Below are 14,307 nucleotides of genomic sequence, written 5' to 3' on the forward strand. Positions count from 1 at the left end.
CAACAGTTAGTCCGCGACATCGCGCGGATCCTGGCGAACATGACGTCTTGAACATGCCGGGCCGGGTGCTGGTCTTCAGCAGAAGAAAACCTCTCCCCTTCAAAGCGTTCGCTGGAGGTGACATCACCCGCGACAGCTCACGCGCCGGCAGCCAAAGCGCCATATGCGCCGCCAGCGTTAACCTTCGGACGTCCTGGTAAACAAAAGGTAAAGTTCGTTAACGTCCGGCGCATTTTGCCCCGGTGTGTGAGGCATTTATGCCGCGATGTCCGGCATTTTACCGGTTTTGGACCCCAAACCGGCCCGTTTCGCCCATTTGGCCGTTAACCAGTCCTAATTATTTCCGCACGGCCCGCCCGGCGAGCTCCACGAGGCCGCGCAGGAAGTCGACGAAGGCGATGCCTTCGGCTTTCAGCGCCTTGGGGTAGAGCGAGGACTTGGTCAGCCCGGGCAGCGTGTTGGTCTCGAGATAGACGAGGCCCTTGTCCGAGACGATGAAGTCCGACCGGGAGTAGCCGCTGCAGGACATCGCGCGATGCGCCAGCATCGCCTGCGCCTTCAGCGCGGCGGTGATCTCGGGCGCGAAACGGCCGGGGCAGATCTCCTGGGTCGACTTCAGCAGATATTTCGCGGCGTAGTCGAAGCTGCCCTCGCCCGGAATGATCTCGATCGGCGGCAGCGCGATGATCGAACCATCGGTGCGCTCCAGCACACCGCAGGTCGCCTCGATGCCGGCGATGTAGGGCTCGATGACATAGTCTTCGTGCTTGGCCGCGTTACGGACGGCGACGAGATCCTGCTTGGCGTTGACGAAGATCAGACCGTAGCTCGAGCCGTCGCGCGCCGGCTTTGCGATCAGTCTTCCGTATTCGGCGAAGGCTTCGTCGATGTCGTCGAGCGCAACGTTCGGCGGCGATGCCACGCCGCCGAGCGCGGCGAAATGCTTGGCCGCGATCTTGTCGAAGGCCAGATGCGAGGAGGCCGAGCCCGATCCGGTGAAGGGCACGCCGCGCGCCTCGCACATCACCTGCAATTCGCCGTTCTCAGCACGCCCGCCATGCAGGCCGAGCACCAGCACTCGGTTCTCGGCCTTGGCCTGGTCGAGCGCCTGCTCCAAGGGAATGCCACGCGTGCCCGGCTTGAACTCGTCCTCGAAGGGACGGGCGTGCTCGAGCAGCTGCTTGGACTGCACGACATGCACCTTGTCCTCGACGTCCCACCACCAGAGATCAGCCTCGGGTAGCGCCTGATGCAGCGCCTGCGCCGAGGCGACCGAGACGAGACGCTCGCGGTTGGAGCCGCCGAAGAGGATGGTGATGCGCATGGTCATGGTCTGCAATCTCTCCATTCGTCATTCCGGGGCGCGACGAAGTCGCGAACCATGGTGCGCAATTGCGCACCTGAGAATCCATTTCCCCACCGTCTCTGCCGTCCGATGGATTCCGGGTTCTCGCTTCGCGAGCCCCGGAACGACACTCACGCGGGAATCCCGATCCGCTTGATTTCCCAGTGTAGCTCAATCCCGGAATTCGCCTTCACGCGTTCGCGTACGGTCTCGCCCAGCGTCTCGATGTCGTGCGCGGTGGCATCGCCATTGTTGATCAGGAAGTTGCAGTGCATCTCCGAGACCTGCGCACCGCCGACGCGCAGGCCACGGCAGCCGGCGACGTCGACCAGCTTCCAGGCGGAATGGCCGGGCGGATTCTTGAAGGTCGAGCCGCCGGTCTTCTCGCGGATCGGCTGCGCTGTCTCGCGATGGCTCTGCACCTCCGCCATCCGCGCGCGGATCGTCTCCGCATCCCTGATCTCGCCGCGAAAACGCGCGGAGGTGAAGATGATGGAGGGATCGACGCCGCTATTGCGATAAACGAACTTCATGTCGGCATTGGAGAAGACGTGCTTGGTACCGTCGCGACCGACGCCGCGCGCCTCGATCAGCACGTCCTTGGTCTCGCCGCCATTGGCGCCCGCATTCATCCGCAGCGCGCCGCCGATGGTGCCGGGAATGCCGAAGTAGAATTCGAGCCCGCCGATATTGGCGGAGGCGGCCACCTCCGCCACGCGCTTGTCGAGCGCGGCCGCGCCGGCGGTGACGACGTCGCCGCTCGCGCTCGCTTCGCCGAAGGCGCGCGGCGCCAAGCGGATCACGACGCCCGCAATGCCGCCATCGCGCACGATGAGGTTGGAGCCGACGCCGACGACATAGACGGGGATGTCGGGCGCAAGACGCGCCAGGAAGTAAGCGAGATCGTCCTCGTCCGCCGGCGTGAACAGCACCTGCGCCGGACCGCCGACGCGAAACCAGGTCAGCTCGGCCAGCGACTGGTTGGCGAGCAGCCGGCCGCGAAGTTGCGGCATCGCGGCTTTGAGAGCGGGCGTGATGTCGGGGAAGCTCACCACCCTACCCCAGCGCCTTCAACTGATCCGGCAGGGCATACGCCCATTGCGTGATGTTGCCGGCCCCTAAGCACACGACGAGATCGCCGGACTTCGCGAGCCGCTTGACGATGCCCGCGAGCTCCGGTGCCGCCGGCAGCGGCACCACCTCGCGATGCCCATGCGCGCGCAGGCCTTCCACAAAATGGTCGCGGTCGATGCCGTCGATGGGCGCTTCGCCGGCGGCATAGACGTCGGCGACAACAACCGCATCCGCGTCGTTGAAGCAGGTGCAGAATTCCTCGAACAGTGATTGCAGGCGGGTGTAGCGATGCGGCTGCACCACGGCGATCACCTTGCCGGTGTAGGAATCGCGCGCCGCTTTCAGCACCGCCGCGATCTCCACGGGGTGATGGCCGTAATCGTCGATGACGGTGACGCCGTTCCACTCGCCGGTTTTGGTGAAGCGGCGCTTGACGCCGCCGAAGCCGGCCATCGCCTTGCGGATCGCATCGTCGGAGACGCCGAGCGCATGCGCGACCGCAATCGCTGCCGTCGCGTTCGACGCATTGTGCCGGCCCGGCATCGGCAGCGCGAGATCGGCGATCTCATGCGTGGTGCCGGCCTTGCGGTCGCGGATCACGACCTTGAATTTCGAGCCGCCGCCGCCCGCGGTGAGATCGACCAGCCGCGCGTCGGCCTGCGGGTTCTCGCCATAGGTGATGATGCGGCGATCCTCGATCTTGCCGACAAGAGTCTGCACCACGGGATGGTCGATGCACATCACGGCGAAGCCATAGAATGGCAGATTCTCGACGAAATGGCGGAACGCGTCCTGCACGGCGTCGAAGGTCTTGAAGTGATCGAGATGCTCGGGATCGACATTGGTGACGATGGCGACATCGGTCGGCAGCTTCAGGAAGGTGCCGTCGCTCTCGTCCGCTTCCACCACCATCCAGTCGCCGGCACCCAGCCGCGCGTTGGAGCCATAGGCGTTGATGATGCCGCCGTTGATCACGGTGGGATCGAGCCCGCCGGCATCGAGCAGCGTTGCGACCATCGTCGTCGTCGTGGTCTTGCCGTGGGTGCCCGCGATCGCGACGCAGCTCTTCAGCCGCATCAGCTCGGCCAGCATCTCGGCGCGGCGCACCACAGGAATGCGCCGTTCGCGCGCCGCCATCAGTTCCGGATTGTCGCGCTTGATCGCGGTGGAGACCACGACGACTTCGGCGCCGTCGACATTCTCGGCCTTGTGGCCCACCGAAACCTTCGCGCCCTTCTTGCGCAGCCGGTCGAGATTGTAATTGTCGGAGGCATCCGAGCCCTGCACGGCATAGCCGAGATTGACCAGCACCTCGGCGATGCCGCTCATGCCGATCCCGCCGATCCCGACGAAGTGGATGGGTCCGATCTCGCGCGGCAGTCTCATGCTCTGTTCCCTGACCTCGCCGCCTTCCGCAGGCGGCATCTGGCGAAGGTCACGGCCAAATCAGCCGCGCGCCTTTCTTACTGGATGCCTCGCTTTAGAAGGCGAAGACAAGGGCTTTTTCGCGTCAGATTCCCGCAACCTTGACCACCAGATCGGCCAGCCGCTCGGCGGCATCGAGCCGGCCCGCGCCACGGGCCGCTGCGGCCATGGCGGCGAGGCGCGCGGGTTCGGCGGCGAAGGCGGAGATTTCGGACGCCAAACGGTCGGAGGTGAACTCGGTCTGCGGGATACGGATCGCGCCATCCACCTTGACCAGCACGCCGGCATTGGCGAACTGGTCCTGGTCGATCGAGCCCGGCAGCGGCACCAGGATCGAGGGCCGGCCGATTGCCGCGAGCTCGGCCACCGTGCCGGCGCCGGAGCGCGATACCACGAGATGATTTGACGCGAGCCGGGCCGGCAAGTCGGTGAAGAACGGCGCCAGCTCCACCTTGATCTTCAGCCTGTCGTAGACCGCGCGGACGCGGCTCATGTCCTCGTCGCGCACCTGCTGGGTGAGGACGAGCCGGCCCCACAGCGCAGGCTCGAGCCGCTCGATCGCACCGGGCACGATGTCGGCCATGATGCGCGCGCCCTGGCTGCCGCCGACGACGAGCAGACGCAGCGGGCCGTTCACCTCGGGTGCAGCATAGGGCACGGCGGCAGCAGCGAGCACCGCCGGCCGCATTGGCGTGCCGACGGTGGTGGTCTTGGCCGACAGCGCGGGATCGCGGTCGAGCACGCCCGGCAACGACGTCGCGATGGCGCGCACGCGGCTCGACAGGAACCGGTTGGCGCGGCCGAGCACCGCGTTGGCATCGTGGATGATGCCGGGCACGCCGGCGAATTTCGCCGCGACCAGCGGCGGCAGCGTCGGATAGCCGCCGAAGCCGACGACTGCGACAGGCTTCAATCGCTTGATCAGTCCGTAAGCGGACAGCGTGCCGGCCACGAGCGTGAGCCCGGCATAGGCGAGCTGAAGCGGATTGCGGCCGCGCGCGGTCTCGCTGGCCACGACGTCGATCATGTCCTTGCTGAACAGCCCGCTATAGCGCAGCGCGCGCTCGTCCGTGACGAGGCGGACGCGATAGCCGCGCCGGATCAATTCGACGCCGAGCGCCTCGGCCGGAAACAGATGGCCGCCGGTGCCGCCCGCGGCGAGAAGAATCAGGGGGGACGTGGTCATGGTGGCGGAGTTTTACAGGGAGTTTTCCGTCATTGCGAGTGCGGCAACGAAAGTGTTCGTGCCCCGGGCGCAGCGCAGCGCGCTGCCCTTCGCAGCGTGGTGCGCTGCTGAACCGGGGCCCATTGGTTGCAGCATTCTGGATCCCGGCTCTGCGCTCCGCTTCGCGGAGCTTGTCCGGGACACGTGCAACTACGCGTAACTCCGCATCGCCTCGGCGTGGCCGCTGGCTTCGACCTCAGTGCGCGGGCGCAGCCGCGTCAGGGCCAGCATCATGCCGACGCCATAGGCCAGCGACACGATCGAGGAGCCGCCATAGGAGATGAACGGCAGCGTCATGCCCTTGGCGGGGATGAGCTGGAGGTTGACCGACATGTTGATCGCGGCCTGCACGCCGAACAGGATCGCAAGACCCGAGGCGGCGAAGCGCGAGAACATGTCCTCGTTGGCATAGGCGCGCGACAGCGTGCGGATGACGACGAAGGCGAACAGCGTCAGCATCGCAAGGCACAGGATGATGCCGAACTCCTCGGCGGCGACTGCGAACACGAAATCGGTGTGGCTGTCCGGCAGGCTGCGCTTGGCGATGCCCTCGCCCGGCCCCAAGCCGAACCAGCCGCCGTTGTAAAAGGCCTCCATGGCGGTATCGACCTGGAAGGTGTCGCCGGAGGCCGGGTTCATGAAGCGCTTGATGCGGCCCGCGACGTGCGGCACGAACAGATAGGCGCTGAACAGGCCGGCCGCCGCGGCGCCGGCGAGGCCGAACACCCAGATCATGCGCATGCCCGCGATGAAGAACAGAGAGCCCCACACCATCAGGATCAGCATGGTCTGGCCGAAATCCGGCTCCATCACCAGCAGCGAGACCAGCATCAACAGCAGCACCAGCGCCATCGTGGTCGCCGGCATCTCGGGCCGCTTGGTCGATTCCGCAAACAGCCAGGCCGCGATGACGACGAAGGACGGCTTGGCGATCTCGGAGGCCTGGATGTTGACGCCGAGCAGCGTGATCCAGCGTCGCGAGCCCTTCACCTCAGGGCCTATCGCGAGCGTCAGCACGATCAGGATGATGCTCGCCGCGAAGATGATCAGCGCCGAACGGCGGATCGCGCGCGGCGACAGGAAGGACACCCCGAGCAACACGATGCAGGACGGCACCAGGAACAGCACGTGGCGGCTGAAGAAGTGGAAGGGATCGAGCCCGATGCGCGTCGCAACCGGCGGGCTCGCCGCCAGCGACAGGATCACGCCGGTCAGCATCAAGGCCAGGATCGCGCCCATCAGCGGCTTGTCGACGGTCCACCACCACTCGGAAAAGGGGGTGCGTTCTTCACGGGAGAGCATGGGCGGCCGCTTTCGGACAGAGGTCAGCCCATTGGTCGCCGAGGTTGGTTACCGCAGGGTTAAGGAAGTGGATGAAGTTGTGCACAGTCTCGTGCCCCGGACGCAGCGCAGCGCCATTGCGGTGCGCTGCAGAGCCGGGGCCCAGCGGCTTCTGGGTCCCGGCTCGCGCTACGCGCGTCCGGGACACGAGAACTCGCTACACCACCGGCTTCACGCCCGGCAGCGCCTGCACCAGCTCGCGGAACTTGGTGCCGCGGATCTCGAAGTTGCGATACTGGTCGAAGGACGCACAGGCTGGCGACAGCAGCACGACGGCATCGGTGAGGCCTGATGCCTCCGCATCGCGCGCGGCGTGCTCGACGGCGACGTCCAGCGTCTGGCTGATCTCGTGCGCGACACTACCAAGCGTGCCGGAAAATTCCTGCGCGGCCTCGCCGATCAGATAGGCCTTGCGGATGCGTGGGAAATAACCGGTGAGACCAGTGATACCGCCCGCCTTGGGCTTGCCGCCGGCGATCCAGAAGATGTCGGCAAAGGACGACAGCGCATGCGCGGTGGCGTCCGCATTGGTGCCCTTGGAATCGTTGACGAACAGCACGTTGCCGCGGCGGCCGACCTGCTCCATGCGGTGGGCGAGGCCCGGAAAGCTGCGCAGGCCATTCTGAAGCACGTCGAGGCCGATGCCCATCGCGAGCGCGGCTGCGGCCGCGCAGGCCGCGTTCTGCGCGTTGTGCAAGCCGCGGAGTGAGCCGATGCCGCCGAGCGCGGCGATCTCGCTGCGCGCACCGCCCGCGGTGCGCACGATATTGCCGTGCTCGACATGGATGCCCGACGCCAGCGGGTTCTTGACGGAGATGCGCACCACATTCTTGCCCGAGCGGTCGAGCCGGTCGGCGATGTCGCGGCAAAAGCCGTCGTCAACGCCGACGATCGCGGTGCCGCCTCCTTGCACGCCCGCAACGAGGCGCTCCTTCACCGCGGCGTAGTGCGCGATGGTGCCGTGACGATCGATATGGTCTTCGCTGACATTGAGCAAAATGCCGACGGAGGGATCTAGCGAGGGCGTGAGGTCGATCTGGTAGGACGACATCTCGATGACGTGGACGCGGCCCGTGCGCGGCGGCTCCAGCGACAGGATCGCGGTGCCGATATTGCCGCCCATCTGGGTGTCGTAGCCGGCAACCTTCGTGAGGTGCGCGATCAGCGCCGTCGTGGTCGACTTGCCGTTGGTCCCGGTGATGGCGACGAACGGCGCATCCGGCGCATGGCGCCGCCGCTCGCGGCAGAACAGCTCGATGTCGCCGATCACCTCACAGCCCGCCTCGCGCGCCTTCAGCACGCTCCAATGCGGGACCGGATGGGTCAGCGGCACGCCGGGCGCGAGCACGAGCGCCGCAAAGTTCGCCCAGGACACGTTGCGCAAATCCGCGGTGATGAAGCCGGCCTGCGCAGCCTTGGCGACGTTCTCGGCGTTGTCGTCGGCCGCGATCACCTCGGCGCCGCCGGCCTTTAGCGCGTGGCAGGAGGCGAGCCCGGAGCCGCCGAGGCCGAACACCGCGACGGTCTTGCCGGCAAAGGAGGTGACGGGGATCATCGAGCGATCACCGCAGCTTCAGCGTCGACAGGCCGGCCAGCGCCAGCATCACCGAGATGATCCAGAACCGGATCACGATCTGCGGCTCGGTCCAGCCGAGCTGCTCGAAATGGTGATGGATCGGCGCCATGCGGAAGATGCGTTTTCCGGTCAGCTTGAACGACACCACCTGCACGATGACGGAGACCGCCTCCAGCACGAACAGGCCGCCGATCACCGCGAGCACGATCTCGTGCTTCACCGCGACCGCGATGGCACCCAGCATGCCGCCGAGCGCGAGCGAGCCGGTGTCGCCCATGAAGATCGACGCCGGCGGCGCGTTGAACCAGAGGAAGCCGAGGCCGGCGCCTAGAAGCGCGCCGCAGAGCACCGCGAGCTCGCCGGTGCCGGCGACATATTTGATCTGGAGATATTCGGCGAACACCGCATTGCCGGCGAGATAGGCGATCATCGCAAAGCTCGCGGTCGCGATCATCACGGGCACGATGGCGAGGCCGTCGAGACCGTCGGTGAGGTTCACCGCGTTGCCGGAGCCGACGATGACGAAGGCACCGAAGATCACGAAGAACCAGCCGAAATGCAGCACGGTGTCCTTCAGGAAAGGAATCGTCAGCGCGGTGGACGCGGGATCGCGGTTCAGCCGCACCAGGGCGTAGCAGGCCACCAGCGCGATCGCCGCCTCGATCAGCAGGCGAAGCTTGCTGCCGAACCCGCTCGTGGTCTGCTTGGTCACCTTGAGGTAGTCGTCATAGAAGCCGACGAAGCCGAAACCGAGCGTCACCGCCAGCACGATCCAGACATAGGGGTTGAGCGGATTGGCCCACAGCACGGTACCGACGGTGAGGCCGGACAGGATCATCAGCCCGCCCATCGTGGGCGTTCCCTTCTTGGCGAGATGCGATTGCGGACCGTCGGTCCGGATCGGCTGGCCCTTGCCTTGGCGGATACGCAGATGGTCGATGATCCAGGGCCCGAACAGGAACACGAACAGCGCACCGGTGACCACCGCGCCGCCGGTGCGGAAAGTGATGTAGCGGAAGACGTTCAGGAAGGTGCGAACGGCACCGAAGCCCGGAAATGTGTTGGAGAGCTCGATCAGCCAGTAAAACATTCAGACGGTCCTATGGCGCCTCTGCACGCACGATCTTGGCGTGCCTCACGCGCATTCGCTGGTCTTCATCATGGGTCGCGCGCCCCCAGGGAAACCGGACGGCTTCGCGCCGCAAAGGGTGGGATTCGGGAACGGCGCCTTCCAAGCAGTTTACGCCTTTGCCTGCAAGGCGGCCACCAGGCCCGGCACAAACTTGTTGACCCAGAACATCTTCTTGCTGCCCTTGACAACCACGACATCGCCTGCCTGCAGCAGGCTCGCGACCTCGCCCGGCTTCAGCGTGGCGGGGTCGTCGTGCCAGCCGAGACCCTTGCCTGATGGCAGCACCTCAAAGAGGTGCCGCATCAGAGGGCCGACGCAGTAGACCCCGTCGATGCCGTCGAGGTGCTTGGCAAGGGCGGTGTGATAGTCCGGGGCGTCTTCGCCCAGCTCCAGCATGTCGCCGAGCACCGCAATGCGGCGGCCGCCGGTCATGTTGCGTGCCTGCAGGCTCTGCAGCGCGGCAGCGACGCTGGCCGGATTGCCGTTGAAACTGTCGTCGATCACGGTGATGCCGCCGATCGTCTGCTCGACGCCGCGGCCGGTCATGATGCCGACCCGGTCGAGCTTGATCGCGAGCGTCGCCGGGTCGAGACCCGCCGCACGGATCGCGGCGAGCGCAGCCAGCGCATTTTGAACGCGGTGCGGCGCGCCCGGCGTCAGACTGAAGGCAAGTTCCTTCTTGCCGATCATGGCCACGATCTGCCAGCTCTCGCCGTGCGGCGCGTGCGCGACCTCGTGCACCTCGGCGTGCTCACCGAAGCGGACGACCTTGCCCTTCCATTCCGACGCCTTGAGCCCGGCGGGCAGCACCAGCACCCCGTCCTCGGGCAGGCCGAGCGCAATCGAGACCTTCTCGCGCCTGATGGCTTCGAGCGAGCCGAGCTTTTCCAGATGCACCGGCTGGACGTTGACGACGAGCGCGACCGTCGGCCGCGTCAATTCGCTGAGCCGTGCGATCTCGCCTTTCTGGTTCATGCCCATCTCGACGACCCAGAGGGTGGCATCGGTGCGCGCATTGCACAGCGTCAGCGGCACGCCCCAGAAATTGTTGAAGCTCGAGGGGCTGGCATAGGCGTTCGGATAGGCCGCCAGAAATTCCTTGGTGCTGGTCTTGCCCGCGCTGCCGGTGAGCCCGATCACCGGCCCGTTGAACCGCGCGCGCGCGGCGCGTGCGAGGCCCCAGAGGCCGTCGATCAGCGTGTCCTTGACGACGATTTGGGGAATGCGGATGCCGGCGATTTCATGCGGAACGATCATCGCGACCGCACCGGACGCCTCAGCCTTGTCTGCGAACTCCCAGCCGTCGCGCGCGCTGGCAAAGGCCGAGACGAAGCCGCCGCTCGGCGTGCCTGATAGCGCGACGAACAGGCTGCCCGGTTTCACCAGGCGGCTATCCTGGGTGACGAAATCGATCGGAGTATCCGGGAACGATCCGTCCGCGCTCAGCGCGCGCGCCACTTCGGCAACCGTCCATATCGGCGCGCTCATGCAACCCTCGACGCTAATGCGGCGGCGACCGCCTCGTGATCACTGAAGGGCAAAACCTCTCCGCCGACGATCTGCCCGGTCTCGTGGCCCTTGCCGGCGATGAGCAGCGCATCGCCCTCCTGCAATTCCTCGATCGCGGCGCGGATGGCAGCGGCACGGTCGCCGATTTCGCGGGCGCCCCTGGCGGTAGCGAGGATCGCGGCGCGGATCGCTTCCGGCTTCTCGCTGCGCGGATTGTCGTCGGTGATGATGATTCCGTCAGCGTTCTCGGCTGCGATCTCGCCCATGATCGGACGCTTGCCGGCATCGCGGTCGCCGCCGGCGCCGAACACGACGACCAGCCTGCGCCTGGCATAGGGACGCAGCGCCTGCAGTGCCTTCACGAGCGCATCGGGCTTGTGCGCGTAGTCGACGAAGATCGGCGCGCCATTGCGCTCGCCGACGAGCTCGAGTCGTCCCTTGGCGCCTTCGAGATGCTCAAGGCTTGCAAGCACGTTGGCCGCATCGCTGCCGGTCCCGATGGCAAGACCCGCCGACACCAGCGAGTTCTCGATCTGGAATTCCCCGACCAGCGGCAGGCGGATCGCATAGCGCTTGCCGCGATGCTCGAGCGCGAGCACTTGCGAGAAGCCTTCGACCCTGGCGTCCGCGAGACGAATGCCCTCGCCTGCCCCGTCGCCGTTGCGACCGACCGCCATGACGCGCAGGCCGCGCGTCTTCGCAGCGTCGATCGCTTCCGCCGAGCAATCATGATCGGCCGAGATCACCGCCGCGCCGCCGGGCGGCACCAGCTCGCGGAACAGGCGGAGTTTCGCGGCAAGGTAATGCGCGACGGTCGGATGATAATCCATATGGTCGCGCGAGAGATTGGTGAAGCCGCCGGCGGAGACACGCACGCCGTCGAGCCTGAATTGATCGAGCCCGTGCGACGACGCCTCGAAGGCGAGATGGGTGACGCCCTCGCGCGCGATCTCATCGATCTGCCGGTGCAGTGCGATCGGATCCGGCGTCGTCAGCGAGCCATAGACCGTGCGCTTGGGCGAGACGAGACCGATGGTGCCGATGCTGGCGGAGACATGCCCCAGCCGCTCCCAGATCTGGCGCGTGAAGGCTGCAACCGAGGTCTTGCCGCTGGTGCCGGTCACGGCCGCGATGGTCGCCGGCTGGGCGGGGAAGAAGCTTGCGGCGGCCAGCGCCAGCGCACGGCGCGGATTGGCGACGGCGATGAACGGCACCTTGCCGCCATCAGGCGCATGGTCGCCGACGACGGCGACCGCGCCCGCGGCAATCGCGGCGTCGACGAAGCGCGCGCCATCGGTCTTGCTGCCCGCCAGCGCGAAGAAGAGATCACCCGGCTTGACGACGCGGCTGTCGAGCGCAAGGCCGGTCACATCGAGCGCGGCGATGGCGGGCTCGATCGCGGCGTCATTGCCCAGAATATCCAGACCCAGGAGGTCGCGCAGCTTCATGGTCTTCCAGTCGACATGCCCTGCCGGGAAGCCGAATACGGGTGGAAAATCCCGACTCAGCCGCGGCGAAAAGCCTACCCCGTTGATTACTGGGTTGTCCTGGATGCTGCAAGAATAAGGCGCTCCGCAGGCGGCAGGTCGAACCGCGGCTCGACGCCCAGGAGCGGCGCGATCCGCTCGATCACCTTGCCGCCGGTCGGAACAGCGTTCCAGCCGGAGGTGATGAACCCCTTCGTCTCAGGAATGGCCTGCGGCTCGTCCAGCATGATCAGGATCTGATATTTGGGATCGTCGCAAGGCATGATCGCCGTGAAGGAGTTGAGCACGCGCTTCTTGGCGTAACGACCATTGATGACCTTTTCGGACGTGCCGGTCTTGCCGCCGACGTAATAGCCCTTGATATCGGCGGTCTTGGCGGTGCCAATCTCGGCGTTGAGCCGCATCAGGAACCGCATCTTGTCGCTGGTCTCGGTCTTGATGACGCGCTTGGCGATCGCCGCGGCTTCGGACTCGCTGCGCTTCATGAAGGTCGGCGGAATCAGATAGCCGCCGTTCACCAGCGCATTGATGCCCATCACCGCTTGCAGCGGCGCCACCGACATGCCCTGACCAAACGCAATGGTGACCGTGTTCAGCTCGCCCCAGCGCCGCGGCACCAGCGGCGCCGCGCTCTCCGGCAGCTCGGTGCGCAGCCGCGTCAATTGGCCCATCTTGGCGAGGAACGCCTTGTGGGCCTCCACGCCCTGGCTCAGCGCGATGCGCGCCGCACCGATGTTGGACGAGTAGGTGAACACTTCCTTCGTGTTGATGAAACGTCCGAGCGGATGGCTGTCGTGGATGGTGAACTTGCCGTAGTGCAGGTTTCCACGCGCGTCCCACGACGAGTTCAGATTGATCTTGCCGGAATCGAGCGCCATCGCCAGCGTGAACGCCTTGAAGGTGGAGCCCATCTCGTAGACGCCGGTGGTCAGGCGGTTGATGCGATCAGGATCGTGCGCTTCCTTCGGGTTGTTGGGGTCGAAATCCGGCAGGGAGACCATCGCCACCAGCTCGCCGGTCTTGACGTTCGAGATGATGCCGGAGGCTGCCTTGGCGTGGAACTTGTCCTTGGCCTTCAGAAGCTCGTCGCGCAGCGCGTGCTCGACGCGCAGGTCGATCGAGAGCTCGATCGGCTTTTGCAGCCGGTCGGTGGCAAATCCGGCGCGGTGGAGATCGGCGAGGCCCTGATTGTCGAGCCACTTCTCCATGCCGGCGATGCCCTGGTTGTCGATGTTGACGAGACCGATGAGGTGGGCGACCTCGTTGCCGGTCGGATAGACGCGCTTGTTCTCGCGCAGGAAGCCGATGCCGGGAATGCCGAGCTTGTGGATGGCCTGCTGCTGCTTCGCCGTGACCTCGCGCTTGAGCCAGACGAAACCCTTGCGCGTCCTCAGGCGCTCGCGCACCTCGGCCTCGTCGAGGTCGGGCACGGTCGCGGTGAGAAGCTCGATCGCCTCGTCCTTGTCGATGATGCGGCGCGGCTCGCCGAACAGGCTCGCCGCCTTGACGTCGGTGGCGAGGATCGCGCCGTTGCGGTCGACGATGTCGGGACGCGCGGTCGCCACCACCTCCTGCGCCGCTGCGCGGCGCGCGCCATGGGCATCGGCGCCGATCGCGAACATCACGAGCCGGCCGCCGATCAGGGCATAGACCGAGGCGAAGGCGAGCATGGCGAGGCCGACGCGCGCGCGCGCCTTCGCGGCGCGGTCGACGTTGCGCCCGTAGAGCAGGCTGCGGGTCAGACGCTGCCGCCAGGGCTCAGTCGGCTTTTCTGCAGGTTTGGCCGGAGTCGCAGCGCTCATTGATTGTCCTCGGGCTGAGGCACGGAGCCCGTCACGGTGTCGGGATCGCTGGCGGCTTCGATCGTGTTCAGCATGGCCCCGATCGGATCGGGCTCGCCCGGCCTGAACATCCGCGGCGGACGCTCCGGCAGGTTCTTCAGCGAATCGTATTGGGTGCCATTGACCGGCTTGAGCTGCAGATGCCGATCGGACAGGCCTTGCAGCCGGTGCGGCGCATCGAGCCTGGCCCATTCGGACCGCAGAGACGCGATCGCGTCGCGCTGCTCGCGGATCTCCGCATGCAGCCGCAGCACCTTCTCGACGCGCGCTGTCGAGTCCATCTTGATGCGGTAGACATAGGCCGCCGCGAAGATCAGCGCGCCGATGACGAGGAGGTGGATGATGCGCATGC

Annotated in this window: 11 protein-coding genes; all 11 read right to left on the reverse strand. The window is 66.2% G+C overall.

What is annotated here, in order from left to right; genetic code table 11:
* Positions 1-337: 337 nt before the first annotated feature.
* Positions 338-1,324, reverse strand: a complete 987-nt coding sequence (locus tag ML401_RS28015; protein WP_211416611.1) for a D-alanine--D-alanine ligase — start codon at positions 1,322-1,324, stop codon at positions 338-340.
* Between the two features lie 152 nt (positions 1,325-1,476).
* Positions 1,477-2,397 (reverse strand): UDP-N-acetylmuramate dehydrogenase, encoded by a 921-nt coding sequence (murB, locus tag ML401_RS28020; protein ID WP_285807639.1) that lies wholly within the window; start codon positions 2,395-2,397, stop codon positions 1,477-1,479.
* A 4-nt stretch (positions 2,398-2,401) separates the two neighbouring features.
* Positions 2,402-3,805 carry a UDP-N-acetylmuramate--L-alanine ligase gene (gene murC, locus ML401_RS28025; protein ID WP_285807640.1) on the reverse strand — a complete coding sequence of 468 codons (1,404 nt, stop codon included), beginning with the start codon at positions 3,803-3,805 and terminating at the stop codon, positions 2,402-2,404.
* Between the two features lie 124 nt (positions 3,806-3,929).
* Positions 3,930-5,030 (reverse strand): undecaprenyldiphospho-muramoylpentapeptide beta-N-acetylglucosaminyltransferase, encoded by a 1,101-nt coding sequence (gene murG / locus ML401_RS28030; protein WP_194403929.1) that lies wholly within the window; start codon positions 5,028-5,030, stop codon positions 3,930-3,932.
* 189 nt (positions 5,031-5,219) lie between these two features.
* Complete coding sequence (gene ftsW / locus ML401_RS28035) at positions 5,220-6,371, reverse strand: putative lipid II flippase FtsW (protein ID WP_194403930.1); 1,152 nt, start codon at positions 6,369-6,371, stop codon at positions 5,220-5,222.
* Between the two features lie 196 nt (positions 6,372-6,567).
* Positions 6,568-7,965: a UDP-N-acetylmuramoyl-L-alanine--D-glutamate ligase gene (gene murD / locus ML401_RS28040; RefSeq protein ID WP_285807641.1), complete on the reverse strand. Its 1,398-nt coding sequence runs from the start codon at positions 7,963-7,965 to the stop codon at positions 6,568-6,570.
* A 7-nt stretch (positions 7,966-7,972) separates the two neighbouring features.
* Positions 7,973-9,076 (reverse strand): phospho-N-acetylmuramoyl-pentapeptide-transferase, encoded by a 1,104-nt coding sequence (mraY, locus tag ML401_RS28045; RefSeq protein WP_194403932.1) that lies wholly within the window; start codon positions 9,074-9,076, stop codon positions 7,973-7,975.
* Positions 9,077-9,226: 150 nt separating this feature from the next.
* Positions 9,227-10,606: a UDP-N-acetylmuramoyl-tripeptide--D-alanyl-D-alanine ligase gene (gene murF / locus ML401_RS28050; RefSeq protein ID WP_285807642.1), complete on the reverse strand. Its 1,380-nt coding sequence runs from the start codon at positions 10,604-10,606 to the stop codon at positions 9,227-9,229.
* Positions 10,603-12,075: a UDP-N-acetylmuramoyl-L-alanyl-D-glutamate--2,6-diaminopimelate ligase gene (locus tag ML401_RS28055; protein WP_285807643.1), complete on the reverse strand. Its 1,473-nt coding sequence runs from the start codon at positions 12,073-12,075 to the stop codon at positions 10,603-10,605. Before ML401_RS28055 ends, murF begins: the two co-directional genes overlap by 4 nt.
* An 86-nt stretch (positions 12,076-12,161) precedes the next feature.
* A complete protein-coding gene (locus tag ML401_RS28060; RefSeq protein WP_285807644.1) occupies positions 12,162-13,916 on the reverse strand; it encodes a penicillin-binding protein 2 in 1,755 nt (584 codons plus the stop codon).
* Positions 13,913-14,305: a hypothetical protein gene (locus ML401_RS28065; RefSeq protein ID WP_194403936.1), complete on the reverse strand. Its 393-nt coding sequence runs from the start codon at positions 14,303-14,305 to the stop codon at positions 13,913-13,915. The genes ML401_RS28060 and ML401_RS28065 overlap by 4 nt, the downstream gene beginning before the upstream one ends.
* Positions 14,306-14,307 lie beyond the last annotated feature (2 nt).

Source organism: Bradyrhizobium sp. 62B (assembly GCF_030272265.2).
GTDB lineage: Bacteria > Pseudomonadota > Alphaproteobacteria > Rhizobiales > Xanthobacteraceae > Bradyrhizobium.

What these genes read in the sequence shown, in the direction of transcription:
- ML401_RS28015 (WP_211416611.1), bottom strand. Translation starts at nt 1,324, where the DNA reads ATGCGCATCACCATCCTCTTCGGCGGCTCCAACCGCGAGCGTCTCGTC.
- murC (WP_285807640.1), bottom strand. Translation starts at nt 3,805, where the DNA reads ATGAGACTGCCGCGCGAGATCGGACCCATCCACTTCGTCGGGATCGGC.
- murG (WP_194403929.1), bottom strand. Translation starts at nt 5,030, where the DNA reads ATGACCACGTCCCCCCTGATTCTTCTCGCCGCGGGCGGCACCGGCGGC.
- ftsW (WP_194403930.1), bottom strand. Translation starts at nt 6,371, where the DNA reads ATGCTCTCCCGTGAAGAACGCACCCCCTTTTCCGAGTGGTGGTGGACC.
- murD (WP_285807641.1), bottom strand. Translation starts at nt 7,965, where the DNA reads ATGATCCCCGTCACCTCCTTTGCCGGCAAGACCGTCGCGGTGTTCGGC.
- mraY (WP_194403932.1), bottom strand. Translation starts at nt 9,076, where the DNA reads ATGTTTTACTGGCTGATCGAGCTCTCCAACACATTTCCGGGCTTCGGT.
- murF (WP_285807642.1), bottom strand. Translation starts at nt 10,606, where the DNA reads ATGAGCGCGCCGATATGGACGGTTGCCGAAGTGGCGCGCGCGCTGAGC.
- ML401_RS28055 (WP_285807643.1), bottom strand. Translation starts at nt 12,075, where the DNA reads ATGAAGCTGCGCGACCTCCTGGGTCTGGATATTCTGGGCAATGACGCC.
- ML401_RS28060 (WP_285807644.1), bottom strand. Translation starts at nt 13,916, where the DNA reads ATGAGCGCTGCGACTCCGGCCAAACCTGCAGAAAAGCCGACTGAGCCC.
- ML401_RS28065 (WP_194403936.1), bottom strand. Translation starts at nt 14,305, where the DNA reads ATGCGCATCATCCACCTCCTCGTCATCGGCGCGCTGATCTTCGCGGCG.